Source organism: Ignavibacteriota bacterium, assembly GCA_016713565.1.
In the GTDB taxonomy this organism is placed as follows: Bacteria; Bacteroidota; Ignavibacteria; order Ignavibacteriales; family Melioribacteraceae.
In genome coordinates, this window is the sequence record JADJOX010000003.1 from 54,735 (window position 1) to 79,741 (window position 25,007).

The window sequence follows — 25,007 nt, forward strand, 5'->3', positions numbered from 1 at the left end:
TAGGATTAAACCCAAAATAAATAATCTATTCAATATGTATCCAAAATCAAATGGAACATACATTTTAATAAGCGATAGTAATACTAGAGTTGAACCACTTTTTCTAAAAAGTTAATGAATGAATTCAACGACAATAGTGTAGGTCTTGTAACAGCATCGATAAAAGGAATTAGCGCAAAGAATATTCCATCAGTTTTTGAAAATATTCACCTTAACGCATTTCTTTTACCCAGCGTTTTTACTGCATCTAAAATTGCCAAAATTTCCATTGTAATTGGAAAATCTATTTTGATTCCAAGAAATATTATAACACAAATAGGCGGTTTTGAAGCTTTAAAATTATTTAGCGGAAGATTATTTAATGGGGATAAAAGTTGAGGAATTGGGATATAAAATCATAACATCTCCTACGTTTGTCGATAACATTAATGAAAATCTAACATTTAATAAATTTCTTAACCGTCATTCTCGCTGGGCAAAATGGAGCTAAGATTCGGTTAAATACTTATTTATTGGAAGCTTTTCTAACCCTATCTCATCAAGTTTTATTTTAGCGGTAATTTTATTTAATCAATTTGGATTAGAACAATTTTTAATAACTTGTATGACTAAGCTGATTTTAGATTATTCCATTTTAAGGATAATCAATTCAGACATTAAATTTTATCAACTATTGTTTATTCCAATTAAAGATTTAATTATAGGCTTGTTGTGGTTTATACCATTTTTAAATTCAGAAGTAAACTGGAGGAATAATACGTTTCGAATTAGGAAAGATTCATTATTACAATCTATATAATATATTTTTTTAGATAAATTTTATTTTAACAAATATGAAATTATTAAAATAAGTTTAATTGGTTTTTCAACTTTTTTCATGTATAATAACATTCAAGTTTTTCGCTTATTATACAAATTTGTCATCTACACTAACCTTTGATATTAACGATATTTACTTTTCTTTTATCGGTTCAGTTTTATTTCCAATTAGTGAATTAACAAAAAAAGTCATTCATAACCTTAAATAGAATATTTAATTATGAAAAAAGAGTTAAGTAAAGAAGATTGGCAAAATGCTAAAAAGATTTTATTCACTCTTTATGAATTGACATGGGACTACTCTGAACTAAAGGCAAGAAGTACTTTGCAATATTTAGAGGACTCGAAACCGCAAAGATTCGAAAAAGAACCATTCCGAAATTATAATCAACGATTATTAAATTGGGACAATTCGAAAAGCGAGCTTTATTCAAAAACTTTCAATGAGATTAAAGCCAAAAGTTTTAGTTTAATTAAAGAACTTGAAGATTATTTAATAAAACTTGGTCTAACCGATAACAAAGAATAATTTAAGCAACAGCTTGTTCACCGGAATGAATATCTATATATCGTATCCTTTTCTCATCTTTAATTTTCTCAACGTCAATCATAATAAAACCATCTATACCCATTTCAAACGAATCATCAACTCCAAAGCATAAAAATTCAACTCCGTCTTTTTCGCACAAATCAGTATATTGTTTATATAAGGTTGGTACAGTTAAGCCAAATGGCTTTAACAAATTCTTAAGAATTTTATAATCATCATTTGGTGAATTTCCATTAAATTCTAAAATTAAATTTGAGTTATTTTTTCGGAAATAATGAATTCTTTATTGGGTATAACGGATTTATTAGAATTTCCGTACCATTTTGAAAAATAATAGACAATCAATTCTGATGCTGTTTGATTATAATTTTTACTTATACTAACTCCTCCGAACATATATTTTATTTCAGGATGTTTATATAAAAATGCGCCAATCCCCTGCCATAAATAATGAAGTGCATTTGTCTTCCAATATTTTTTCTGAATAAAACTTCTTCCTAATTCTAAACTATTATTTAAATAAGTACTAATAAATTCATCCGAATAATTAAAAAGAGTTGAAGTATAAAATCCGTTTATACCAAACTCTTTAATTAATTCACTTCCTACACCTAATCTGTAGGAACCAACTATTTCCAAATCATTTTCATCCCAAACAACTATGTGTTTGTAAATTTTATCAAATCTATCAATATCTAATTTATTGCCAGTGCCTTCTCCAACTTTTCTAAAAGTTATTTCACGCAATCTTGCAATTTCGTTTAATGTGTTGGGAGCCTTTGAATATTACATAAATATATTTTTTTTCTGTCTGATGTTTCACCTATCAATTCAGAATTTATTAATTCTCGTTTTATAAATTTTCTCGAGATTGGATGAATTATATTTTTTTCAGTTATAAATACACCTTTCTTATTATTCCTAATTCGCATTACATGTTTCTTTAATAATGCAATTTGTGCTTGATCCTCAATAATATGTGAAGTAAAAACTTTTGCGGGAATTGGATTCCCAATTTTTATTGTAATTGTTTTATTTTTTTTATTAAATAATTCATGTACTAAAAAAAATCTAGATAAATATTTGTTTAAAGCCGAAGCCGAATAAAAAAGTGGCGAGTTTTTAGCTTCAATATAAATTGGTAAAATTGGAGAATTGTTTTTCTTGGCAAAATGAATCGCGCCTTTGTGCCATTTTGAATCCGAAATATGATAGAATTTCAATCTTGATACTTCGGCAGCCGGAAAAATTATAATTGCTTGTTCATTTTGCAGCGCTATATCAATTGCTTTTATATTATCTCTTTGAATTAACTTTGAATCCAAATTAAAGGGAAGAAATAAGTCCCTTAAATTTTCAATTTCATACAAAATTGAATTCGCAATAATCTTAACGTCTTCTCTAATTTCCGATATCATTTTTAGTAATGCCAATCCGTCTAAGCTTCCAATAGGATGATTAGCCACAACAATTAATCTTCCTTCAGAAGGGATTTTTCTAATATCTTTATTTGAAACATTAAATGAAAAATTTAGATATTCAAATAAATTATCAATGAAATCTACTCCATAAATCTCATTGTTTGCTTCTAAAATTTTATTGATATCATCAAGATGAATTACTTTATTAACTATTTTCATTAAAATCTTTTTTTCCAATCGGATAAATTTGAATAATTAGAATAGTATTTTGATACTACTAAGTTTAGATCAAGTTTATTCATTTCATTATTCCATATTTGATGATAATTTTAGACCTATAGCGCCAACTAAAATCAAAGTAACAAAGCATATTTTAGTAATATTTATTGTCGAATTGAAAACTAAACTTTCGGCAATTGTTGTTCCAATTACTGCAATTCCCATCCATATAGAGTAAGCTATTCCAATTGGAATTGTTTTAAAGCGTTTGAAAAAAATATGCAGCGAAAAATCCAAAAAGCGCGTAAAATATTATTGGAATTACTTTGGTAAAACCTTCGGTTTTTTTAAGCTTATAACCCATCCGATTTCCAAGAATCCGGCTATTAATAAATAAATCCAATTAACTTGCATTTCATTCTCTAATTATTTTTTAATCTTCTTTTTTTTTTGTATTTCCTAAATGCGAATAAAAATTGCTTAAAGTAATTTTTCGGAAAAAATGTTTTCAATCCATATTCAATTGCTTTTTCATTTTTAGGGAAATATGATGTTCCAAAGACCCAATCCCAAACTGCTATTTTAGTGGAAAAGTTATTATTTCTTCCTTTACCAATAGAATGGTGCAGTCTATGCATTTCAGGTCCATTAATTATGTATTGAAAAATTCCGGAATTTACGTCAATGTTAGAATGAATATACATTCCCCAAATCCCGCTAATTAATCCTTTTAAAACGGCAACTTCCGGTGCAGCTCCAAGCAGCACAATTGGAAGGAATTCAATTGTTTGATTGATTATAATTTCGATACTGTGTGATCTAACTCCGGAAAGCCAATCTACTTCTTTAGACGAATGATGCGCTTCATGTAGACGCCATAAATATTTATTTTTGTGTTGAAGTTTGTGAAACCAATAAATGTATAAATCATGAGAAATAACAAAGAATAATATTTGCAAAAATATGGGCCAATTTGAAATAATTTTTAATCTTGATATTTGAGTGGAATTATCAATAAATTGTATTAAATAAGAAATTAGTATTCCAAGAAAAATGTTTGAAATAAATTATAGAATATTAAGTCAGTCCAAAATCCACTTCTTAAAAATTGTTGGTTACTATTATACGGAAAAACTCTTTCTAAGATAATAATACCAATTGCAAAAAGTGAAAGAACTATAAATGAAATAAATTGTAAGAAAATTAAATTCATTAATTACGCGTACAAAGTTTCAGAAATATTCTTTCTTAATTTCGACATAGATTTTTTTTCGCTGTCATAAACTTTTTTAATTCCATCGCCAAGTGCTTTTTCAATATCTCTAATATCTTTTACCAGTCTGTACATTCCCATAATTTCTACAGATGCCGCTTGATCACTTCCCCAAGATGCACGATCAAGTGTTATATGTCGTTCAATAAATGTTGCACCTTTTGCCACTGCAGCATAAGTTGGCGCTAAACCTGTTTCATGACCGGAATATCCAATAGGAATTTTTGGATACCTCTTTTTATAACTATCTATTACATTTATATTCAATTCATTTAAACTGCACGGATAATTTGACGTAGACTGCGCAATCATTAGTTTTGTATCGCTTAATAATTCAACTGCTTTATCAATTTCTTCTTGAGATGACATTCCAGTTGAGATCATAATTGGTTTTTCTGCAATTTTAATATTTAGAAGAAGTTCTGAATCGGTTAAAGACGCTGAAGAAATTTTATAAACAATAGGATTAAAATCTTCTAAAAATTTCACCGCTTCAACATCCCAAGCAGATGCAAACCAATGTATATTTTTTTCTTTGCAGTATTGATCAATAATTTCATATTCGCTAAAGCCAAATTCAACTTTACGGCGGTATTCAATATAAGACATTCTTCCCCAAGGAGTATCTCGCTCAATATACCATTGATCTTCTGGGACACAAATTTCAGGTGTACGTTTTTGAAATTTTACCGCATCACATCCTGCAAATACAGCTCCATCTATTAATTTTTTAGCATTTTCCAATGAACCATTATGGTTTATTCCAATCTCAGCAATAATATAAACCGGTTGACCATCACCAATAAATTTATTTCCAACACGAATTAAATTTGATTTATTCATTTAATCCTCTTCTTTATTTTTTAATTTTCTTCAATAATAATTTCTGCAAATTCTCTAAATGCGCCATGTCCACCGTTAGTTTCCAATATAATATCTACTTTTTCTTTTACATCTTTCATTGCATCGGCTGGACAAGCAGAAACACCAACCGCTTCAATAATTTCCAGATCATTAACGTCGTCTCCGATATACGCAACCTGACTGTATTCCAAATTCCTTTCAATACAAATATTTTTTAGTACTTTTAATTTGTTTTTAGAACCCAGGTGGATTTCATCAAGATCTAATTTATCTGCTCGTTTTCTAACTAGCAAAGATTTTTCTCTTGTAACAATTCCAACCTTTACTTTTACAAGTTCCCTTAGTCGTTGTACTCCCATTCCATCTCTAAGACTAAATCTTTTTAATTCTTCGCCAGATACAGAATAATAAACTCCCGTATCTGTTAAAACACCATCAACATCCGTTAACAATAATTTAATTTTTACTAGTTTTTCACTTAATTCATTCATGTTTTTTTCCTTTTTACCAAATTGTCCAACCGCCGTCAACGATTAAATTAGCTCCGGTCATATATTTAGAAGCTTCACTTGCCAAAAATATTATTGCGCCTTTATATTCATTGGAATTAGCCATTCTGCCTAACGGTGTTCTTTTTAGAATATTCATTTATGAAATCTTCACTTTGATTATTCTCAACCCGCGAGACAAACAATTAACTCTAATATTTTTATCAGCCCAATAAGTGGCCAAATATTTTGTAAATGAATAACCGCACTTTTGTCACAGAATATGCGGAGGTTTATAAAATAATTGATTCCCATTTATATCTTTGTATAAATTTTGATTTGGAGATACAATACCATAAGTAGATGCAATATTTATAATGTTTCCATTATTTTGCTTAACCATTTGTCGGCCAATTATTTTAGAACAAAGAAATGTGCCGGTTAGATTAACATCAATGGACGCTTTCCAATTTTCTTAAGAATAATTCTCAAATTTTGAATCATCTAAAATATTTTTGGATTTTCAACCATATCATTTATTGCCGCATTATTTATCAATATATCAACTTTATTAAATTTTGATAGAACTTTTTCCAGCAAATTCTCAATGGATTCTTTTTTTGTTACATCAATATTAAATCCATCTGATTTATTAGTTATTTTCAGCAAATAATTTACATTTTACTTCATCTATATCAGTAACAATTACATTTGCGCCAGCTTCAGATAAAGCTTCGCAATGATTTTTACCTAATAATCCCAAGGCTCCAGTTACAATAGCAACTTTATTTTGCAAAGAAAATAGTTCCATTAGTTTGAAACCGGTTTTACGTTAAAATTATCTGTTTTTCTGAATACTGCTTTTACGGGTTCACCTAAAAGTTTGTTTTCAATATCATTATTGATAATTACATTTTTCAATAATTTCAAAACTGTTTCATAAACATTAAGCGTATAGTTTATATCATCATCTGTATGCGAATAGGACATATTGTGGAATCCCGACCATAAAATTCCTCTTTTAATCATTTCCTGCTGAATAAAAGATTTGATAATTAGCGGTTTAATAAGTGTGCTATTTATACTAACCATAGAACGCCAATTGTAACCAACTGTTTTGATGAAATCCAAATCATATAATTCACATAATGCATTGAAACCAACTTTGATTTTTTTACCTTGGCAGTACAAATAATTAATAACATCTTTATTTTTTATTTCCTCAATTGTTGCTTTTGCAGCCGCAAGTGATAATGCTTCACCACCAAAAGTAGTATAGAAGAAAATATCATTTTCAGCAAGCGCATAATTTCTTTTCTTCGTTAGGACTGATATTGGCATTCCATTAGCAATTGCTTTTGAATAAGTAGCAAATCTGGTGAAATATTAAAATATTCTTGCGCGCCACCAAGAGACATTCAAATCCAGTCCACATTTCGTCAAAATCAGTATAACATTTTTTTCTCTGCATAACTCAGAAACTTGAAGTAAAAAATTTTCTTTTGGCTCTTCGAACACAACAGGTTCAAGTATTACTGCTGCGGTATTTAAATCAATAGACTTATTCAACGACTCAATATCATTATAATTAAACGTATGAGTTAATTCACTAATTACTTTAGGAATTCCTTTTTTCGGAGGAAGAATATTTGAATACCAATCATGCCAGCCATGGTAGCCACAAACTAATATTTTATCTTTCCCGGTATAAGCACGCGCTAATCTTACTGCCGCACTCGTTACATCGGCACCGGTTTTACTGAATCTTACCATTTCCGCGTTTGGAATAATTTCATTAATTAATTCGGCTACTTCAACTTCCAACGGATGCATTAATGAAAATGTAATTCCATCATTTAGCTGTGTTGAAATAGCATCATTTATTTTTTTATAATTGTATCCTAATGAAATTGGCTAATTCCCATATTGTAATCTATATACTCATTACCATCAACATCCCAAACATGTGAGCCTTGCCCTTTTACTAAATATTTTGGGGCAACACCTTTTACATATTGAGTGGGTCCTTTAGCAAGTGTTTGAGTTACTGAAGGAATTAAGTTAACCGCTCTATCATAATATTCATCAGATTTTATAATTGATGGATAATTATTATTAAACATTACTCCATTGGACATCAATATTTTTTTCCTTTTTATATAAATGTTTTTTAATAGTATTAACTAGTTGATTGGCGGTAAATCCTTCATGAGATAAAATGTTCCTAAATTTTGCCGGTTTAAAGAATTTGTTTTGCAAATTAATTGGCAAATAATCAGTTATAATTTTTTCTTTTACAATAATCTCAGATAATATTGAATTAAGTCCACCAATGTGATAGTGATCTTCAATAGAAACAATTGTTTTACAAATAGTTATTGTATTAATTATTTCTAATTCGTCAATTGGTTTTAGGGTTCTTAAATTTATAATCTTGTGGAAATTCCTTCAGCTTCAAGAATTTCTTTAGACTTGTATTCATTAAACAAAGTTCCATAAACAATTAGACCAATTTCATTGCCTTCTCCAAAACCTCGGCTTTTCCGAGCGCAAATTCTTCATGTTCAACTATTGGTTTTAGATCATTATATCTTATGTAAAATGGACTATTATAATTAACAATTGTGGAAAGACCTTTAATTAAATCTTCAATATCAGCGGGACAAAAAATGTTAATATTTGGAATGGTTCTCATAGAGAAATATCTTCAATTGCTTGATGCGTTGGTCCATTTCCTTCAGAAAGAAAGCCGGCAAAATTACCAATAAGTTTTACGTTTAATTGGATAACCAATATCAGTTCTTATAAATTCAAATGATCTCATTGTTAAAAATGCTGCTATAGCATGTACAATTGGAACTTTCCTCTTAACGCAAGTCCTGCTGAAACTCCAACTAAAGATTGTTCACAAATTCCTATGTCAATAAATTTATTTGGAATTATATTTGCAGATTTCTTATTGAAGCTCTGTTTTCTGCGGTCAAAACTATTATATTTTTATTTTTATGAGTAAGTTCAAATAATTTTTCTTCGTAGTTCATTTTAATTACTTATATAATTTCAAATTCATATTCAGATGTTATATTTAACTCATTTATATATTCTATCATCTCGAAATCATTATTTTCTACAAACCATTTATTAATTTTATTCTCAATACTTTTTATTCCTTTTCCTCTTATTGTGTCCGCAATTATTACAGAAGGACGATTTTTTTCAAATGGAAAACTTTTTAAGTGTGTCATTCAAATCAATAAAATTATGACCATCAATTTGTTTAACTGAACATCCAAAGGATTCAAATTTTAGATTTAGAGGATTTAATGGAATTAATTCTTCGGTATGTAAATTTGCTTGATTTGATTACGATCAATAATAATAAGTAGATTATCTAATTTATAAGCATTCGCAATTAATAAAGATTCCCAAATTGAGCCTTCATTTAATTCACCGTCTCCCAGCAATACTGCTACTTTATTTTTACTTCCTTCTAATTTAATATCAACCGCTACTCAAACGGCTATTGATAAAGAATGGCCGAGCGACCCTGAATGAAAATCAATACCAGGAATTTAGAATTTGGATGCCAATAAATATTATCATTTGCTTGTAAATGATTTTTTAGTCTTTCTTTTCGAGCAAACCTAATTCAACTAGAACACCATATAACGAGTGAACAGCATGACCTTTTGATAAGAAAAAATAATCTCTATCTTTTGTTTGATAATTATCTTTATTTACATTCAGAAAATTTTTATATAGACTTATAATTAAATCCGTACAAGATAAAGCAGATCCAATAAATGCTCCGCCTTTATTACTTATAGTAATAATATGTTCTCTAACATTTTTTGCTGAAATGTTTATTTCATTTATTTTTTTATTGTCCATATTCCAACCTTAATTTTGGGGCAATAACTATATTATCATTATACCAGAATTTCCCAACGTGTTTGCTATTTATTCTGCTAAGGTAAGGTTTATTCTCAATTAGGTTTAAAATATCATATAGACCGAAATTCGGATTTGAATGATAAAGTTCTTCGTAAATCATTCTTATAAATGTATAATCTTCTTCATAGTCTAATGTCCATCTATGACTTTTTGAAAAATAAAATCCGGTATTCCATGTAACATTTCCAATCTCAAAAATTTCAGGATGCGACCAAATAAATGGGGTTGTATGTTCACGTTCGTAGTCTTTTTTGCTTCTTTCCAGATATATCTTAATGTATCCATACTCATAACTTCAACGTCATTTCCATCAGGTAAGTCGGAGGTCTTAAATTACTTACAAAGTCAAACGAATCAATATTTTCTAAAAAAAACGATACTACATTATCAATAATATGAGGATCGATTAAAGGACAATCTGAAGGAATTTTAATTACAATATCCGCATCATATTTTAAAGGCTCTATAGTGTCTATCCAGCAAGTCAGTTGGGTGTCCTCTATATATTTCAATATTATTATCTTCACATAATTTTCTATTATATCATCTTCATTGTCAAAGTTGTTGCTACAACAACTCTTCCGGAATTTTTTGCTTTTTTTATTCTTTCAACAATGTGCAAAAGTAACGCTTTGCCAGCCGCATTAAATAATATTTTATTAGGCAGCCTGGTCGATCCTGTTCTTGCTTGTATTACATGTTACAATCTTTAACATGTTATGATCTTTCTAATTTGCTGTACTGTTTTCAACCATAAATTGGGACAAAATGATATTGAAGAGATTTTAAAAGCTATCAATTCGGCTGAAGTGCCATTATTTTGAATTGGGGACAATTCTTTTAATTGGTCAATATTAAAATATGAATAGACTTCTTTTCCTAACGCAATTCCAATGTATACAACAGTAGAATATTTTGTTATTAATACATCACAATTTGCAATCATATGATTTATATTTTCATCAGTATAAACTAAAGCATATGGTGCGTATTTTTTTATTTCATTAATTGCACGTTTAAAATTTTCGTTTGGATGAAGTTTAAAAATGAGTTTCCGTCCGTTAGCTATTTCTAGTGCTTTATTTATAAATTTCTTACGATTTTCATATTTAAATGTTTCACGAGAGTCTGAAGTCGCAACTAAAACAAAATTCTTATGCGGAAAATCATTTTTTATGAATTCAATTGTATTATCAAAATTAGGGATTCCTGTTACAACAATTTTTTCTGGATTAACTCCTTTTTTAATAAACAATTTCTTATAACCTTCTGATGCAACAAAAAACAATCTATACGCATCCGAAAGCCCTGTTGTTGAAGTACTTGCCAAAAAACGCGGCAATCCCAAATATTTTACTAAATAATACATAAAATTTTCAGGATCTGTCATTCCTTCCTGAATTAAAATAATTTTATTGAATCTTATATTATTTGGTATAATCAAGTCGGAACAAGTAAACACCAGATCATATTCATTATTTCTTTTTTCAGGATCAATATTTAATTTATTACTAATAAGATAATTTTCGGTTTTGGTTCTCGCTTTATTTCCTAAAATCGTAAATTCCAATAATCCTTTGCTCGCTAAATAACCTATAATTCCATCGTCATAATAAAGGCGTAAAAAATGAATCAAACCCCAGCAGATGCTTCGATATTTTGTGCATCATGGTTGTTTGATTCATTGAGCCGCATATAAATAATGCTTTTTTACTCATTCTAACCAACTAGGAGTTTATTTTATTTGAGGCAAATTTAGAATGCATTTATTATTGAATCATTACTTTGAAGTTAAGAAATGATTAAGAAATTGGAAGAAATTGTCTGTTTGTTAATAATTGGTTAACATTAACTTCAAAGTATATTAACATTTGTGAAGTAAATTTCGTAAAAACTTTTTATAAACATGAAAATTTTACACATATCCGATCTTCACATTAATCCAATTTATTATAAAAACAATATTGCTAAAACAGTAAACGCTATTTCAAAGCTATAATTGACGGTTTTGATCACCTAATTATTACAGGTGATATTGCGCATGATGCTGATGATAAAAGCTTCATAATTTTTCGAGATATCTTAAAAGATTTTAATTTATTGGATTCCAAAAAAACAACAGTTATTGTTGGAAACCATGATATCTTTGGAGGTGTTTATTCAGTTAGAGATTTAATAAATTTTCCCGAAAGATGTAGATCTACAAATTATGAGAACCAAGTCTTACACTTTATAAATATATTTGAAGAATTATTTGTTGATTGTATGTTCCCGGAAGATAAAAGCGTTTTTCCATTCGTTAAAATACTTGATAATTTAGTTCTTATAGGAATTAACACCAACGACATTTATTCAATTCTTAAAAACCCCTTTGCATCTAATGGAAAAGTCAAAAATCTGAATTTAAAAATTTAAATTACATATTGAACGACAAAAGAATTCAAGACCAAAAAAAAATTATTTTATCACACCATCATTTTTACAAGAATAACTTTGAAGCTAAAAGTTCAAACAATGATATATGGAATAAAATTGAAGGTTATACTCTAAAATTGAGAGGGAACAAAAAACTCTTAAAATTATTTTCTGATAATAATGTGGATTTAATTCTTCACGGTCATAGCCATGAAAATAAATGTTATTCCCGATTTGGTATAAAAATATTTAATGCCGGAGGATCAATTGATAATGAGGATACTTCATTTTATTTAAACTATATAGAAACCGATAAAATGGAAATAAATTCAAAGAAATTATTATTTGATTTACAAGAATCTTTTATATAAGTTTACTATACTACTAATAAAATTTACTTTTAATGTGAGGATACAAGATGCGGGAATTTTAACACAAATTTCCGCTAATGAGTTCGGCCCAAATTTTTTTTAAAGCTTAATAATATTTTTTAATGAAAAGTAAATTTATTTACGATAAATTGTACTTAATTATCCAATACATTATTTTTTAAATAAACTTAATAATTTAGCAGGTTTAATTTCCTGCATAGGCTCAAAAGAATCACTTTTCATATAATTTAACATACTCTTTAATAATTGTTTTGCTTCAAGTCTATTATCTATATCAGTAAGTAAGTCAATGCCGGTAAGTATAATTTCCCCATTCCCAACTTTTGATTCAATTATAAGTCCTAAAGATCTGGCAGTAAACCAGTCATCAATAATTCTTACAACAGGTTTAATACTATCTCCTAACTCGTTTAATAAAATCGCATTTGAATGACTCATAGCATCCCACCATTGATAATTGCTATAAGATTGTGTTGGAAATTCTTTTAACAACGGATGTTTAGGATCACATAAAATTCCCAAAGTATGCGGAGGTTGATTATTCGTCCATGCCGTATTCCAAAAAATACTTGAAAATCCAACGGCAATGTCTCCACCTTTATCATTCCGAACAGTTCCTTTTTCGGGACATATTATAACTTTGCCGCCATTCTCAATATATTTCAAAATTTCTTCATTTACTTCTTGAGCAATTTTTATTTCTTCATCTGTTTTAATCGGATTAGATTTCGGATAAACCCAAAAATCCCATGAGTTCTTATATTTATCAATATTAACTTCAAGCTTATACATTGCGGGTGAAATCAAAGAACTTAAAGATTGAATGATATTCCCTGCGCTGATTCCGTTTCCAATTGGAATATTTAATTCATTCAATTCTCCATTTGCTATTACATTATTTTTTGAATCCAGAATTTTCCAAGTTGGCGTAATTTTCTCTAGTGGTGCCGAACCGAAATGAGCCGCTTCAATAGGAATATTTAAAATTTCATCTGAAGAAAAAATGAATTTTGAGAATTTTGCCAATGGAACAGTTGAATTGCAGAATTGACTATATTCTTCAGCGGTAACGTATCCCTTTTCATCCCAGAAAGGATCAAGAACTCCAACTAAAGCTGTACCTTGTCCCGGGAAATCATGAAGATCCAACAATTGAAATCCGCTCATATTTTTTGTACGTAAAGCCGCTTCTATATCAGCTTTGTAGCAAAGTGTCTGCAATTTTCCCGAAGCAAATAAAAAATCATCCGCTAAATCTGAAATTTTATTATCGTCTAAAAATGATTTAAATATTTCAAAGTTTTTTGGATATAGAACGCCATCATATTTTTTCATCTCTTTGAAATTAGGATAAACACACCATTGCCCAATTTCATGACTAATTACCGGTTTACGTTTTGATTGAATTATTTTATCCCAGTTAAAATCCGAACGAGGCGGTTCAGAATTTATAATACTATTTAAACCAACTCCCCATGCTTGTATTCTTGGATCTGGTGTACTGATAAAATCATTTGCTTCTAATTCAGGCCATCCGGAAGCTCCTGCATATAATCTCCTATTATCAAATTGTTTCCAAAATGAAACCAGTTTTGTTAAATATTCTTCCTGATGTTCTCCTGCCGGTTCATTGCCGTATAATAGAAAACAAAACGAAGGATGATTTCCGTATTCCTTTATTATTCTTTTACTTTCTCTATAGATATAATTATCAATTTGTTTACCGTCGCCAATGGTTACACCTTGATTTGCCCAAGACGCGCATTCAATTTGTAAATACATTCCTATTTTGTCAGCCGCGTTAAACGCCGCTTCCGGAGGACACCAAGAATGGAATCTTATATGATTAAGTCCAAAACTTTTTGCGATTCTTAATATTCTCTTCCACTCTTCTTCATCTGCAGGAGGAAATCCGGTTTTGGGAAATATCGTGCATTCTAAAGTTCCGCGTAAAAATGTTAAGTTTCCATTAATACTAAATTGAGTCCCATTTACTTTTAGATTTCGTAAACCAAAATTTTCATTTTTAAAGTCATAAAAATTATCACCTATTAATTCCGCAGATAGTTCATAAACATTTGGATTAAATTCATCCCAAGGTGAAAGAAAATTGGAATAATTAATTTCTGTATTTATGGTATCCGTTCCGGTTTTTGCGGTAAAATTCAGTTTAATATTTTTAAGTAATTTTCCTTGTTGATCTTCATTTACGTTTTTAATTGAATATCCTAGACTTCCGGTTACAGATTTATTAGTTTCATTTTGTAATACTGTTTCTATCTTAATTTTTTTATTAGCGTAATTCGGAATAATTTTAATTTCATCAATATTAACGTTACTTTTTTGGATTATTAACATTTCGCCGATTATTCCATTCCAGTTTGATTGAGTATGATCTGAAACGCTGTGCGAGTTTTTCCCGGGATTAACATCATTTATTCTGTTATCTATACGTACAGTTATAAAATGCTTTCCCGATGAAATATTATTTATATGAAATTTGTGTGGAGTGCTCAATGAATTTTCAGTGCCAAGTAAAGTATTGTCAATCCAAACAGTTGACTGCCAATGGCATCGTTCTAAAAATATTTCTATTTGCTGATTTGTCCAATTTTCGGGAATAAGGAATTCACGTTTGTACCAAGCCACACCTTGGTAATGTTTTTTAGGCTGCAGCCAAAATGGAACTTTAAAGTTATTTGGATTTCTGAATTTTTCATATCGCGGAAGTTTAAAAAATGATGAATCAACAATATCGCCGGTCCATTTTGTATTTAATGAAATATTATTGCCTTTTCCGTTTATAGCCATAGAACCGGGAAGGTCAACCGTTTCATCAAAATTTTGCGAGAACCATTTCTCTTGTACTCCAACATCCATAGAATCAATTTGAAAATTCCATTTACCTGACAAATCAATGTACATGGGTTCTTCATTGCTGCAAGCGGTAATAAAAATTATTGCAGAATAAATTAGAGTAATAAATTGTTTCATTTTTTATTCCTTATAATTCGCTTATTATAAAAATATTGATTCGGTCAATTCTAGTGCAAAATTATATTAAAAATGCGATTAAATATTTGCAATGAAGTCGGTTAAGTTTATTTAAATCTTCCTCCAATATTTGAATATTTGGAAGTGATACGGCAAAGTAATCTATAACCATAATTATTTAAAATATATATGTGAAATAAATTTTTAGAAATTAATTATTAAGATGACTTTGAGTTGAATTATTAGCCAGTTTATTAGTAATTTCTTTTCTAATAGCAATAATCCTGTTTATATGATGAATAGCATGTTCAGCTTGCATTTCTACTATAAAACCAATTGGTAAAACTTCAATTTTTCCATCTCTCTCAAGAAATTTTATTTTTCTTTTCCATGAGTTTGGCGCATATTCCAATAATTCTTTAATGAGTTCGCGATTTGCCTTAAATAAATTTAATGATTTTGTAATTGAACGTTTTTCATAATTCCATTTTTTTCCCCATTCAATTTGCGACAATGTTTGGTACCAATTGAGACAAAATTCGGCTTCTTCATTTCCCAATGCCATCTTTATTGCCGTTTTCCACAAATCATCACCGTCGGCAATATGATGCACAATTTGTCTAATTGTCCAGCCGCCATTTGAAGGAATATAGTTTAATTCATTCTCAGTTAATCCGCACAAATTTTCTTCAAGTAAACTTAATCCTTGATTAAAAAAGTCAAGAATTTCTTTTTGGTTTTTCTGTGCTTCCATAAGAATTGACCTTTTCACTTTATGAAATGATAAAATTAATTTTTAAAATATTGTTAATTTTATTCAATCAAAACTTCATCGCAAAATATCCATTCTTTACCTTTTGGTAATTGTTCATTTTCATGGTATGAATTTATGTTTTTCGCTATTATTTTTATATACTTTGCCTCAACATTCTTAAATGAAAGTGAAATATATTTAATTTCATCTTCCGGAAATTCTTTTATCTCTTCCCTATTTAATTCACCGATTTTACGAAATTCTTTACCATCCAAAGATGAATAAACTTCAAATAAAACCGGTAAATAAATCCAATCACTTGTATTTTCAAGAAAACCAGCTGAAATTTTTTTAATGCCTAACTGATTTTTCAATTCAAAAGTTACATCCATATCTTCGCCTTCAAATCCCTGCCAAGCTCCGTCATTAAAATTTACGGAACCTCTTAATCCATCAAACAATCCGTCTTTTCCGCCGGCATCATACTTTGAATACTCGGAACTGTATTCAGCGTTAAATATGTTTTTAACTGAAGTATTACTATTAACTTTCAAATCATTTCGAAATTTACCGGTAATTTTTATGTTGCTAACTTTACACGTAAACTTATAATTGAATTTTATTATTCCATCATTTTTTGAATTTAACTTTAATATTTCTTTATCATTAATTGTTATTGTGTAATTACTGTTCTTTTCTAAATTGTTTATGGTATAATAAACCGATTTATGATTTTCTGTTAATACCTGATTCCAATTAATTTCATTTGACCCGCATTTTAAAATATCTAATGACAAATTTGTTTCAGCATCAGGTTTAGCCATAATCAAATAATCATCACTACTTGAGTTGAAATAAAATAATTCTTTACTTGTAGAAAAAAATCCAAAATCCTTTTCAGAAGTTATTTTAAATTGATTATTGGAAATAGAATAGCTGTTTGTTGAAAGTCCGATTTTTAGCTTATCATTTCTGTAATTATAAATCAATTCGGTTCCAGATAACTTTTCGGGAAGATTTGGATTTATATAAAGTCGGTTATATAGCGGATTAATGCCGAATATAGATTTGTATAGTCCAACCAAAGCAAGCGCGTTTCCCGCAAGAATATCATCGCCTGCGCCTTGTTGACTAATTCTGGAATATCTTTGAAAGGCAAGTCCGTCTTTATCATACTGCTTTAAAATATTTTCAACATAATTCAGCGCGAGTTCAGGATTAACTGACGCGTAGCTTTCAACTCCAACTCCTCCCCAAGAAAGGAACAAATCGCCATTTTCATAATTAGGAAATGGAAATTGATAATCTAAACCTTCGTCGCTTTGATACGGATACATGCAAATTGGCCAGAAGAATAAATTCTCCGTCTTCATCTGCAATTCAATTTTATTAAGTATTGCGTTGCGCCTCGAATTATATTCACAAATGCCGTAAGCTATTGCCATAAAATTAACAGGAGTTACAAGATTATTTCCATGAATTGAATTATCTTTATCTCTCCAGTGAACATACCATTTATTTTTACTGTCCCAAAATCCACCGTCATCAATTGATTTGTTAAAACTTTTTTTAAGCTTTTCAGCATAATCCGCATAATATAATGCTCTTTCATTATCGCCAAGCTGCCTTTCTACACTAGACCACAAAGTTAACGCACGATATAATTTAGCGTTGACAAATGCATTTTCGAATGATGCCCACATAATATCTATCCAATCCGAGCTTTTCTTTTCATAATAAAAATCAGACATCATTTCAACAAGATTGTTATTATTCGAATCTCTTTTCAGCAAATATTCTAACGTTTTCTCACAGCTATTTTTATGCGTTCTTACCCAATCAATATCTCCGCACAAATTATATAATTCACACACATTTGTTGTGAGATCCGTATTTGAATCAAACAAATATCCCCACTGAGCTTCATAAAACCCTAAAGGCGTAACTTCTCCCGGCATCATATCGCTGTTATCGTATGCCCAACGAGAAAAAACTCTACCATCAGGTTTGACCGCGTTATCTCTGTAAAAATCCAAACATTCTTTATAACCGTTTATGTAGTTCGGATCATTTATCGCAATTCCCAATTGACCAATATACTGCTCATGCAGGCAAATTGGTCCATATGGTGTATGCCAGCTATTTGCGCCGAAATGTTTTGAATCAATAACACCGATTCTTGCAACTGTATTTAATAAACTTGTGATTTTTTCGCCGTCAATTCCACTAAAATTACCTCTATTGTATTCATCAGAATAATTTGAAGGTGCAAGCGTAATTGTTTGTTTATATTTACCTGCCTTCAAAATAAACGGTTCCCACACGTCTGTTTTTTGTCTTATAAATCTTCTTCTTTTTGTGTCAGCGTCGTATCTTGGTTTAAGTTCATCATCAGAAACCGAAATTGAATAAACCAACTTATCGTCATTACTACGAGAGAATTTTACGGCTGTTTGTTTTCCTTCTGAGGTAGAATTTATTTTTAGAACTGTGTTGTTGTCGCGATTCCAAAATACCGAAAGATCCGTATGAACACCGTAAGTACAAAGTTTTTCATTGAAAAGATAAAACCAAGCGACGCCGCCGTTACCAAGAAATGCCGCGTTCCACGTTTTTATATCATTAAAGTTAATTACAAGAAAAGAAACTTCTTCAGCTAATATATCATTTTCGATTTCTCTTTCAATATTCAATACCACATTTTTTTCTGTAATAATAAACTCCCAATTTTCAATAATTTTATTTTCAATATCACCATATCTAATTCCTTTAACAAATACATTATTGTTTGCTACAGTAACTTTTGGAGCAGAAAGAAGATTTATTGTTGAGAAAGAATTTTTTAATGTTCTTATTTCAGAAAACATACCAGATGAACCTGAAATTAGATTTTGGCTGTTAATTTCAAGTTGTGAAATTTTACATTTAGCATTGTAATCTAGTGTAAGCATAATCTTTGAATTTCCAAAGATCACCTCTTTTTTAACCTCATTATTTTGGATAACTATATTCCCCGCAAAACAGAAGATAGTATTAAACAGAAACGCTATAATAAATTCTAAAATAAAATATTTTATTTTCATAGTTTGATCATATTTTGAAAATGTTTTTAGTAATAAGTTCACAAGATTAATTTTTATTTTTCATAATAATTATAATGCTGTTTGAAACATTTTAATAGTTAGAACTTTCTTTATAGCAATAAATTAAAATAAATGAATTCTTTTTCAAAGAAAGATAAGGCAAATTTTTTATAATAATTTGATAAAAAAGATTTGGAATAATATCAATATGATATTATTCAATCGGCGGGAAAGATGAAGATAATTTTTATTTAAGTATTAACATTTTTTTTTACATCATAAAATTTACCGGAATTAATGCTGTAGTAGTATACACCTGAGGCTAATTTTTCTGAATTAAAATATAAAGAATGCTTGCCTCCACTTTGCAATTCATTGGCAATAGTTTGAATTTGTTGACCTAATGAATTATAGATATTTATACTTACAAATTCGGGTTTTGATATTGAATAATCAATTTTTGTCCAAGCATTAAAAGGATTGGGATAATTTTGATGCATATAATATACAGAAGGAATAACATAGATATTAAATGTGTAATTAATAACTGAATCTTTTGTATTTGAATAAACCATAAAAGTAGTTGAATCTGTTCCTGCATTATTAGGGTAGTACTTAAACAAAACTCCAAATGCATCCCCTGGTGGAATATTATATTTTGTTTCGATTATTGTAAAGTTGGGATTACTTGATACAATATTTGAAATATCAAGTGTGTCAAAACCTTCATTTTGTATAAAGAAATTATTCGTGAATATTTCATCAATATTACAACTATCTTTCTCTAAACCAGAAATTTTAATTGCCGGAAGATCAAAATCACTAAATTGCTTTCTCCAAAGTCCGTTTCCATTGCACAAGTATAGATATTTGTCGTGGGCAAATAAAACTTTACCAATTTCACCATTTATTTTATCGGGGAAATTTTGAAGAACAGGCCGCCACTCAGAATCGTTTTCTATTTTACAATAAATTTTTTCGAAAGAACTAACAATTTTTTTATTGTCATATTTCAAATAATCAAATATATTATTGTAAAAATATTGTACTTCTATCCAAGTGTATCCATCATCAAATGTTTTTGTTAAATTCCAACCTTGCAATGCGTATAATATACTATCTTCAATAAATAATTTCCTAAAATAACCCGAATTTATTTTTTCCCAAGTTTCGCCTGAATCATTTGATCTAAAGAGACCCGCATTACTCGTACAGTATAATTGACTACGAAATTTAATTATATTAAAATAAATGATATAGGGATCATTTTTTTCAAACTTCCATGTTTGTCCATTATCATTTGAAATAATTAACCCAATGTTATTATTTACAATAATTACATTTTCATCTTTTTTATACATAGAAAATGCGGAATATTCAAAAACTTTTTCCCAAATTTTATTTATTTCATTAAGTTTATAAACGCCTGCGGTTGTACACGCATATAATCCATCAGAGATAAAAAATGAATTTGTTTCAAAAGAATTAGCAATAATCCCTTCTTTCATCACTGTCCAACTATTACCGTCATCTTCTGATATATAAATTCCTTTGAAACCTCCGCCTATATAAATCTTATCTTTATACTCAATAATTGCATTTGGATAGCCTAAATCTAAAGGAACTTTCTCCCATTGACCCCAAAGCATTGATGTAAGTATGAAATATATGATATTTAAATGACTTGTTTTCATAAGATATATAAATTTATATAATCAATAATAAAATATATAATTTTATTCATATAACTAATGGTATAAATTTATACCCATAATAATATTTATTTATATTTTAAATTTTTTTGTCATAATTATTAGATACATTTGAAAATATTTTTTAAATATGATTTTTTTCAATACTCAACCTTTTTCAATATATAAACATCAGATATTTTATTAACTGTCTTAACAATACGTAATGACAAATTGATCATCTATTTAATAAATTATTTAATATCTATATTTTCATTTTCGCCTAATTTTTACTGTATGATAAAATTTCACCGCTCAAAATATCTAAATAAAAATTCCATCTTATAATTTCAGAGCTATAACCTAACGGTATATTCCAAACTACATGAAGTTCAATGCTGTCATTTAACTCAATCCAAATAATGTTTTTTGATATTTTATCTTTAATGATCATATCTGACGTTATTATAACTTCAGAGGAACCTTTACCGCCAGCTTCGAATTTATGACCAACGATTTTTTCTTGTATTTTTTCTTTAGAGAATATATTTAATTTTGGTATTGATATATCGTTAAAGTGATGTCCAATTATCCGTTTAACTTGATCATGAACAATTACGTTAATTTCACTATGCAAGACTTCTATACCATCTTGCTTTTGATTTTTAAAAGAAATTATCCAGTCAGAAAAACCAGTTAATGAAATATCATTTTTTACAGCATCTTTTAATTCAATTGTCGAAGTATCAGTAATATTTGAATATTTTGAATATTTTAACAAGCTTTCTTTTGCCAATTTAACCGCGATACTTTTATCGGTAATATTGGAATTACCGCGTTCAAAAAAATCTGTAAAAGAAAATAATCCATAATCATCAATGGAAATCTTGATTTCGGAAGTATTAAATGAATTTTGAATTGAATCGGCTTTTATTCTTCCAATTGGGTATAAAATTGTTGGATATTCAATATCCGGCTTAGTAGGTTCAGTGTTTGAGCTGCAAGAAATAATAATAAAGTAACATGAAATTATTAAATAAGCGTATTGATAAATTATTTTCATAATGCCTCAAAAATAATAACTGTAAGGTATGTTAATGAGTTTTCAAAATGTTTATTTGGAGAATTGGTTGAATTATTTATATAATTTGTTTAATAAACTTTCAAATACTACACTATGTCTTTAATTATCAGTTTTAGGCTCCGCAATTAAGCTTACATATATTACATTTTTATTTTATTAGTTTTAATTAATAATTGAAAAATAACTGATTTTTCACAAATTGCAAATATGTTTAATTAAATACATTACATAAATAGTTACTATATTATTTAAGATTTTATAAAATTATTATTTTAACTAAAATATTATCAAGTATTTATATAAGTATACGAATTGATTGACTGTTGATAAATATTTTGTAGGTATAATTAATAATTCATTATTTTTGAATTATTTAATTCTATACTGCTTAAAATTAATTAAATATTAAGGAGTTCATAATTAAGCATTGACGATAATTCATTCAGAATATTTAGTCGCTGCTTTGAAATGTAATTTCATTCAAATTTAATAGCTTCATTGACTGCGGGAATAAAATATTTTCTTCTCGATATATGTGAAGTTTTATTGTTTCTACAATTGCAAGTCCTTGCTCAAAAACAGCCGCATATGTAATTTCTTTTGATTGTTTATCAAAAAGACTTAAGCCAATATCTAATAAATTAAATACAATTGATGCAGCCTGTTCAATTTTTAAGTGTTCATCTACTATTAAATCATTTCCTGTTAATTCACAATTTAGGAAATTTTGATCGCCTAATTCAATCAACTTTTTATTAAGCAATGGTAAAAGTACCTTATCTTCTTTTTTATTATGTATTGGAACTTTCTCCTTTATTAATGTAAAAAATGATTTAAAATTTTCATTTATTGTTTCCTTAAATTCCCAGTCATTAATTCGCCAATCAATTAATGACATTTCAAAATTATTTAAAACTAAAGTCATCTTTTTATGTTCATCAATTAGTTCTTTAATAAATGGATGATAATTTTCATATTCAACTCTTGCTATGTTTTGGTGATCATAAGCATTTGTTGGTTCAAAAGGAAAACTTTTTCCGATTGAGTTTTTGTCATAAAATCTTTTTATGGTTTCTTCCATTTAATAAACTCTCCACATTTTATCTTTCAAAATATTTTCGTTCGAGTTCAATTGAATCAGGAAATAATATATTATTTTCTAAATGAATGTGCAGATGAAGATCATTTTCGAACTCGTCAAGTTTTTTAAATGTAATTGCATATGAATTGCATGCATCATCAGGAAGCGTAAAATCATTTGTAATTTTTCTAATTTCTCCAAGCAGATTTCCTGCTTCTTCATGTTCCTCTTCCATCATTTTAATCGGATTAGCAATAGTACCGAATGCAGGTTTATCCATTTCCAAGCTGTTATTATAAGCTTCATAAAGTTTTATAATATATGGGAATAAAATTCTTTCTTCCTTCATCATATGCAGTTGTAGTTCTTCAGCAACCTTTAAAAAGTTAACATTTACAAAAAACAATTCCGGATGAAGTGAACCATGCCGATTAGCAATTTTATTAGTCAATTCCACCAAAATTGGAATATTTTTTTTAATATATGCATGATGAATATTTAGAATATATTTAGCCAGAAAATCAACCGTCCAATCTTTATAATTTCGATCGACGTCACCTGGTTGATTATTTTTATTGAGCAGTTCAGCAATTAGTTCATCAGAATTAAGTTCAATATCAATACATGCATTGAATATTGTCTGGTCTCCGCCACAGCAAAAATCTATATTATATTTTTTAAATACTTCCGCCGTTTTATAATTATTCTTAACTATTTCTCCAATTCTAGAATTGGAATCTATTTTAATATTCATAACCTCTTCCAACTTGTTTATTTATAAATGTATTTAGTTTAATTTATTTTTTTGTTTTTTTTTGAGATAATTGTCAATTGATATGCTGCCTGATCCAAAAAGAAAAAATATTATCAATAGTACAAGAACAAGAGTAGATAATTCGAGTGATTGTTCAACGCGTACCAGACCTTCTTTTAAGTGAAAAATAAAAATTGCGCCTAAAAGAATTGGTATCTGAAGAAATGCCGATAATCGAGTCAGGTAACCTAACCCAACAAGAAATCCGCATATAGTATGAATTACAACTGCATATGAAAACCACCAATACCATTGATTTGCACCCGTTAGTTTTGTAAATATTGACGGATCACTAAAAAGTAGAACACCTCTTACAAAAAGCGCGAAGCCCACAAATATTCTTATCAAAGAATATGCAGTTACGATGTTATTTTCCATCCAGTTGTTTAATGAAGTATATTTATTCATAAATCACCTATTTTATTTTGCTGCAAGTTAGATATTAGTCAAAGATATATTTAATATTATTAAAACTCATATTGGATAATTTTGAGATTTATTTATCCAATCTATTTTTATTAAATACGCGAAGCCGGTATTATTTTTATAATAATATATTTTGAATTTTTTGAATAACTTTTTTTCATAACTTATATCCAATTCCCAATACAGCTAATTAAATTGGTTTGTAAAATTGGATAATTAATTAAAATTAGGCGCAAACACTGCCGCTTTATACGACTATCTATTGATTCGGCAAAGAAATGAACAACGGGGGTTCTTATCATTTTAAAGTTTGCGCCCATAAAATAATTATTTTTTGAATTTTACAAATCGTCAATATCGCATTATTCAATCTGCTAATTAAATATTTCAGTAATGAGTAATGCTGATTTTTCCCAATCAATATTCCTCAATTAGTATGAATCAGTAAAGAACGGCTATCGACGCGGTTAACATTTACTTATTCAATTATTTGATTAATTATTTTCAGAATATTATATCTGATTTCAATATAATTATTACTTTATATATAGTCAATATTATTTTATTTAACTTAAATATATTTTCAATTTATTAATATTTTTTTTTTAATGCTATACATCTAATATTATTTACTAAATAATTGTTGTGAGATTTACAGAGATATTCACTAAGTCCGAATAGATGT

Annotated in this window: 25 protein-coding genes and 5 pseudogenes; 6 read left to right on the forward strand and 24 right to left on the reverse strand. The window is 28.5% G+C overall.

Annotated features, from left to right (window positions below; translation table 11 throughout):
- The first annotated feature begins 34 nt into the window (after nt 1–34).
- From IPK06_03035 to IPK06_03050, 4 genes are all read left to right on the forward strand, one after another.
- Entirely contained in the window at nt 35–115 is an 81-nt protein-coding gene (locus IPK06_03035) for a hypothetical protein (GenBank protein ID MBK7978989.1), read from the forward strand.
- Complete coding sequence (locus IPK06_03040) at nt 115–378, forward strand: hypothetical protein (GenBank protein MBK7978990.1); 264 nt, start codon at nt 115–117, stop codon at nt 376–378. The genes IPK06_03035 and IPK06_03040 overlap by 1 nt, the downstream gene beginning before the upstream one ends.
- Complete coding sequence (locus tag IPK06_03045; protein ID MBK7978991.1) at nt 362–490, forward strand: hypothetical protein; 129 nt, start codon at nt 362–364, stop codon at nt 488–490. The genes IPK06_03040 and IPK06_03045 overlap by 17 nt, the downstream gene beginning before the upstream one ends.
- 549 nt (nt 491–1,039) lie before the next feature.
- Complete coding sequence (locus tag IPK06_03050) at nt 1,040–1,348, forward strand: hypothetical protein (protein ID MBK7978992.1); 309 nt, start codon at nt 1,040–1,042, stop codon at nt 1,346–1,348.
- Nucleotide 1,349: 1 nt separating this feature from the next.
- Here IPK06_03050 and IPK06_03055 read toward each other — a convergent pair whose 3' ends face one another.
- The 16 genes and pseudogenes from IPK06_03055 to IPK06_03130 form a co-directional block, all read right to left on the reverse strand.
- Entirely contained in the window at nt 1,350–1,562 is a 213-nt protein-coding gene (locus IPK06_03055) for a hypothetical protein (GenBank protein ID MBK7978993.1), read from the reverse strand.
- 53 nt (nt 1,563–1,615) lie between these two features.
- Nucleotides 1,616–2,116: a GNAT family N-acetyltransferase gene (locus IPK06_03060; protein ID MBK7978994.1), complete on the reverse strand. Its 501-nt coding sequence runs from the start codon at nt 2,114–2,116 to the stop codon at nt 1,616–1,618.
- A gap of 14 nt (nt 2,117–2,130) precedes the next feature.
- The gene (locus IPK06_03065) at nt 2,131–3,009 is read right to left on the reverse strand and encodes a 1-acyl-sn-glycerol-3-phosphate acyltransferase (GenBank protein ID MBK7978995.1); all 879 of its coding nucleotides are present in this window, start codon (nt 3,007–3,009) and stop codon (nt 2,131–2,133) included.
- A gap of 87 nt (nt 3,010–3,096) precedes the next feature.
- Nucleotides 3,097–3,306: a hypothetical protein gene (locus tag IPK06_03070; GenBank protein ID MBK7978996.1), complete on the reverse strand. Its 210-nt coding sequence runs from the start codon at nt 3,304–3,306 to the stop codon at nt 3,097–3,099.
- Nucleotides 3,307–3,431: 125 nt separating this feature from the next.
- Nucleotides 3,432–4,222, reverse strand: a pseudogene (locus IPK06_03075) (sterol desaturase family protein).
- Between the two features lie 3 nt (nt 4,223–4,225).
- A complete protein-coding gene (locus IPK06_03080) occupies nt 4,226–5,125 on the reverse strand; it encodes an N-acetylneuraminate synthase family protein (GenBank protein MBK7978997.1) in 900 nt (299 codons plus the stop codon).
- 20 nt (nt 5,126–5,145) lie between these two features.
- Entirely contained in the window at nt 5,146–5,637 is a 492-nt protein-coding gene (locus IPK06_03085) for an HAD-IIIA family hydrolase (protein MBK7978998.1), read from the reverse strand.
- Nucleotides 5,638–5,650: 13 nt separating this feature from the next.
- Nucleotides 5,651–6,445: pseudogene (locus IPK06_03090) on the reverse strand (SDR family oxidoreductase).
- Nucleotides 6,445–7,772, reverse strand: a pseudogene (locus tag IPK06_03095) (aminotransferase class III-fold pyridoxal phosphate-dependent enzyme). The pseudogenes IPK06_03090 and IPK06_03095 overlap by 1 nt, the downstream one beginning before the upstream one ends.
- The gene (locus tag IPK06_03100) at nt 7,750–8,067 is read right to left on the reverse strand and encodes a hypothetical protein (GenBank protein MBK7978999.1); all 318 of its coding nucleotides are present in this window, start codon (nt 8,065–8,067) and stop codon (nt 7,750–7,752) included. The pseudogene IPK06_03095 and the gene IPK06_03100 overlap by 23 nt, the downstream one beginning before the upstream one ends.
- Nucleotides 8,068–8,137: 70 nt before the next feature.
- Complete coding sequence (locus IPK06_03105) at nt 8,138–8,329, reverse strand: hypothetical protein (protein MBK7979000.1); 192 nt, start codon at nt 8,327–8,329, stop codon at nt 8,138–8,140.
- Between the two features lie 355 nt (nt 8,330–8,684).
- The gene (locus IPK06_03110) at nt 8,685–8,879 is read right to left on the reverse strand and encodes a hypothetical protein (protein MBK7979001.1); all 195 of its coding nucleotides are present in this window, start codon (nt 8,877–8,879) and stop codon (nt 8,685–8,687) included.
- An 84-nt stretch (nt 8,880–8,963) separates the two neighbouring features.
- Nucleotides 8,964–9,098, reverse strand: a complete 135-nt coding sequence (locus IPK06_03115; protein MBK7979002.1) for a hypothetical protein — start codon at nt 9,096–9,098, stop codon at nt 8,964–8,966.
- Nucleotides 9,099–9,255: 157 nt separating this feature from the next.
- On the reverse strand, nt 9,256–9,525 hold the full coding sequence (locus tag IPK06_03120) for a hypothetical protein (protein MBK7979003.1): 270 nt from the start codon (nt 9,523–9,525) through the stop codon (nt 9,256–9,258).
- A pseudogene (locus tag IPK06_03125) lies at nt 9,515–10,282 on the reverse strand (glycosyltransferase family protein). The gene IPK06_03120 and the pseudogene IPK06_03125 overlap by 11 nt, the downstream one beginning before the upstream one ends.
- Before the next feature lie 123 nt (nt 10,283–10,405).
- Nucleotides 10,406–11,306, reverse strand: a pseudogene (locus IPK06_03130) (hypothetical protein).
- 382 nt (nt 11,307–11,688) lie between these two features.
- Here IPK06_03130 and IPK06_03135 point away from each other — a divergent pair.
- Complete coding sequence (locus IPK06_03135) at nt 11,689–12,003, forward strand: hypothetical protein (GenBank protein ID MBK7979004.1); 315 nt, start codon at nt 11,689–11,691, stop codon at nt 12,001–12,003.
- An 8-nt stretch (nt 12,004–12,011) separates the two neighbouring features.
- Nucleotides 12,012–12,374, forward strand: a complete 363-nt coding sequence (locus IPK06_03140) for a metallophosphoesterase (GenBank protein MBK7979005.1) — start codon at nt 12,012–12,014, stop codon at nt 12,372–12,374.
- A gap of 171 nt (nt 12,375–12,545) precedes the next feature.
- On the opposite strand, the gene IPK06_03145 is transcribed toward IPK06_03140, so the two are convergent.
- The 8 genes from IPK06_03145 to IPK06_03180 form a co-directional block, all read right to left on the reverse strand.
- Nucleotides 12,546–15,389 (reverse strand): beta-galactosidase, encoded by a 2,844-nt coding sequence (locus tag IPK06_03145; GenBank protein MBK7979006.1) that lies wholly within the window; start codon nt 15,387–15,389, stop codon nt 12,546–12,548.
- Nucleotides 15,390–15,600: 211 nt separating this feature from the next.
- On the reverse strand, nt 15,601–16,161 hold the full coding sequence (locus IPK06_03150) for a DinB family protein (protein ID MBK7979007.1): 561 nt from the start codon (nt 16,159–16,161) through the stop codon (nt 15,601–15,603).
- 41 nt (nt 16,162–16,202) lie between these two features.
- Nucleotides 16,203–19,094, reverse strand: coding sequence for a hypothetical protein (locus IPK06_03155; GenBank protein MBK7979008.1), 2,892 nt, complete (start codon nt 19,092–19,094; stop codon nt 16,203–16,205).
- Between the two features lie 383 nt (nt 19,095–19,477).
- Complete coding sequence (locus IPK06_03160) at nt 19,478–20,920, reverse strand: T9SS type A sorting domain-containing protein (protein MBK7979009.1); 1,443 nt, start codon at nt 20,918–20,920, stop codon at nt 19,478–19,480.
- Nucleotides 20,921–21,200: 280 nt separating this feature from the next.
- Nucleotides 21,201–21,980 carry a hypothetical protein gene (locus IPK06_03165; GenBank protein MBK7979010.1) on the reverse strand — a complete coding sequence of 260 codons (780 nt, stop codon included), beginning with the start codon at nt 21,978–21,980 and terminating at the stop codon, nt 21,201–21,203.
- A gap of 472 nt (nt 21,981–22,452) precedes the next feature.
- Nucleotides 22,453–23,082, reverse strand: a complete 630-nt coding sequence (locus tag IPK06_03170) for a hypothetical protein (GenBank protein ID MBK7979011.1) — start codon at nt 23,080–23,082, stop codon at nt 22,453–22,455.
- Between the two features lie 19 nt (nt 23,083–23,101).
- A complete protein-coding gene (gene ric, locus IPK06_03175) occupies nt 23,102–23,836 on the reverse strand; it encodes an iron-sulfur cluster repair di-iron protein (GenBank protein ID MBK7979012.1) in 735 nt (244 codons plus the stop codon).
- 33 nt (nt 23,837–23,869) lie between these two features.
- Nucleotides 23,870–24,304, reverse strand: coding sequence for a DoxX family protein (locus IPK06_03180; GenBank protein ID MBK7979013.1), 435 nt, complete (start codon nt 24,302–24,304; stop codon nt 23,870–23,872).
- Nucleotides 24,305–25,007 lie beyond the last annotated feature (703 nt).

Coding starts and splice junctions, on each gene's coding strand:
- IPK06_03035 (MBK7978989.1), top strand. CDS start 35: ATGTATCCAAAATCAAATGGAACATACATTTTAATAAGCGATAGTAAT.
- IPK06_03040 (MBK7978990.1), top strand. CDS start 115: ATGAATGAATTCAACGACAATAGTGTAGGTCTTGTAACAGCATCGATA.
- IPK06_03045 (MBK7978991.1), top strand. CDS start 362: ATGGGGATAAAAGTTGAGGAATTGGGATATAAAATCATAACATCTCCT.
- IPK06_03050 (MBK7978992.1), top strand. CDS start 1,040: ATGAAAAAAGAGTTAAGTAAAGAAGATTGGCAAAATGCTAAAAAGATT.
- IPK06_03065 (MBK7978995.1), bottom strand. CDS start 3,009: ATGAAAATAGTTAATAAAGTAATTCATCTTGATGATATCAATAAAATT.
- IPK06_03080 (MBK7978997.1), bottom strand. CDS start 5,125: ATGAATAAATCAAATTTAATTCGTGTTGGAAATAAATTTATTGGTGAT.
- IPK06_03085 (MBK7978998.1), bottom strand. CDS start 5,637: ATGAATGAATTAAGTGAAAAACTAGTAAAAATTAAATTATTGTTAACG.
- IPK06_03105 (MBK7979000.1), bottom strand. CDS start 8,329: ATGAGAACCATTCCAAATATTAACATTTTTTGTCCCGCTGATATTGAA.
- IPK06_03110 (MBK7979001.1), bottom strand. CDS start 8,879: ATGACACACTTAAAAAGTTTTCCATTTGAAAAAAATCGTCCTTCTGTA.
- IPK06_03120 (MBK7979003.1), bottom strand. CDS start 9,525: ATGGACAATAAAAAAATAAATGAAATAAACATTTCAGCAAAAAATGTT.
- IPK06_03145 (MBK7979006.1), bottom strand. CDS start 15,389: ATGAAACAATTTATTACTCTAATTTATTCTGCAATAATTTTTATTACC.
- IPK06_03155 (MBK7979008.1), bottom strand. CDS start 19,094: ATGCTTACACTAGATTACAATGCTAAATGTAAAATTTCACAACTTGAA.
- IPK06_03160 (MBK7979009.1), bottom strand. CDS start 20,920: ATGAAAACAAGTCATTTAAATATCATATATTTCATACTTACATCAATG.
- IPK06_03165 (MBK7979010.1), bottom strand. CDS start 21,980: ATGAAAATAATTTATCAATACGCTTATTTAATAATTTCATGTTACTTT.
- IPK06_03170 (MBK7979011.1), bottom strand. CDS start 23,082: ATGGAAGAAACCATAAAAAGATTTTATGACAAAAACTCAATCGGAAAA.
- ric (MBK7979012.1), bottom strand. CDS start 23,836: ATGAATATTAAAATAGATTCCAATTCTAGAATTGGAGAAATAGTTAAG.
- IPK06_03180 (MBK7979013.1), bottom strand. CDS start 24,304: ATGAATAAATATACTTCATTAAACAACTGGATGGAAAATAACATCGTA.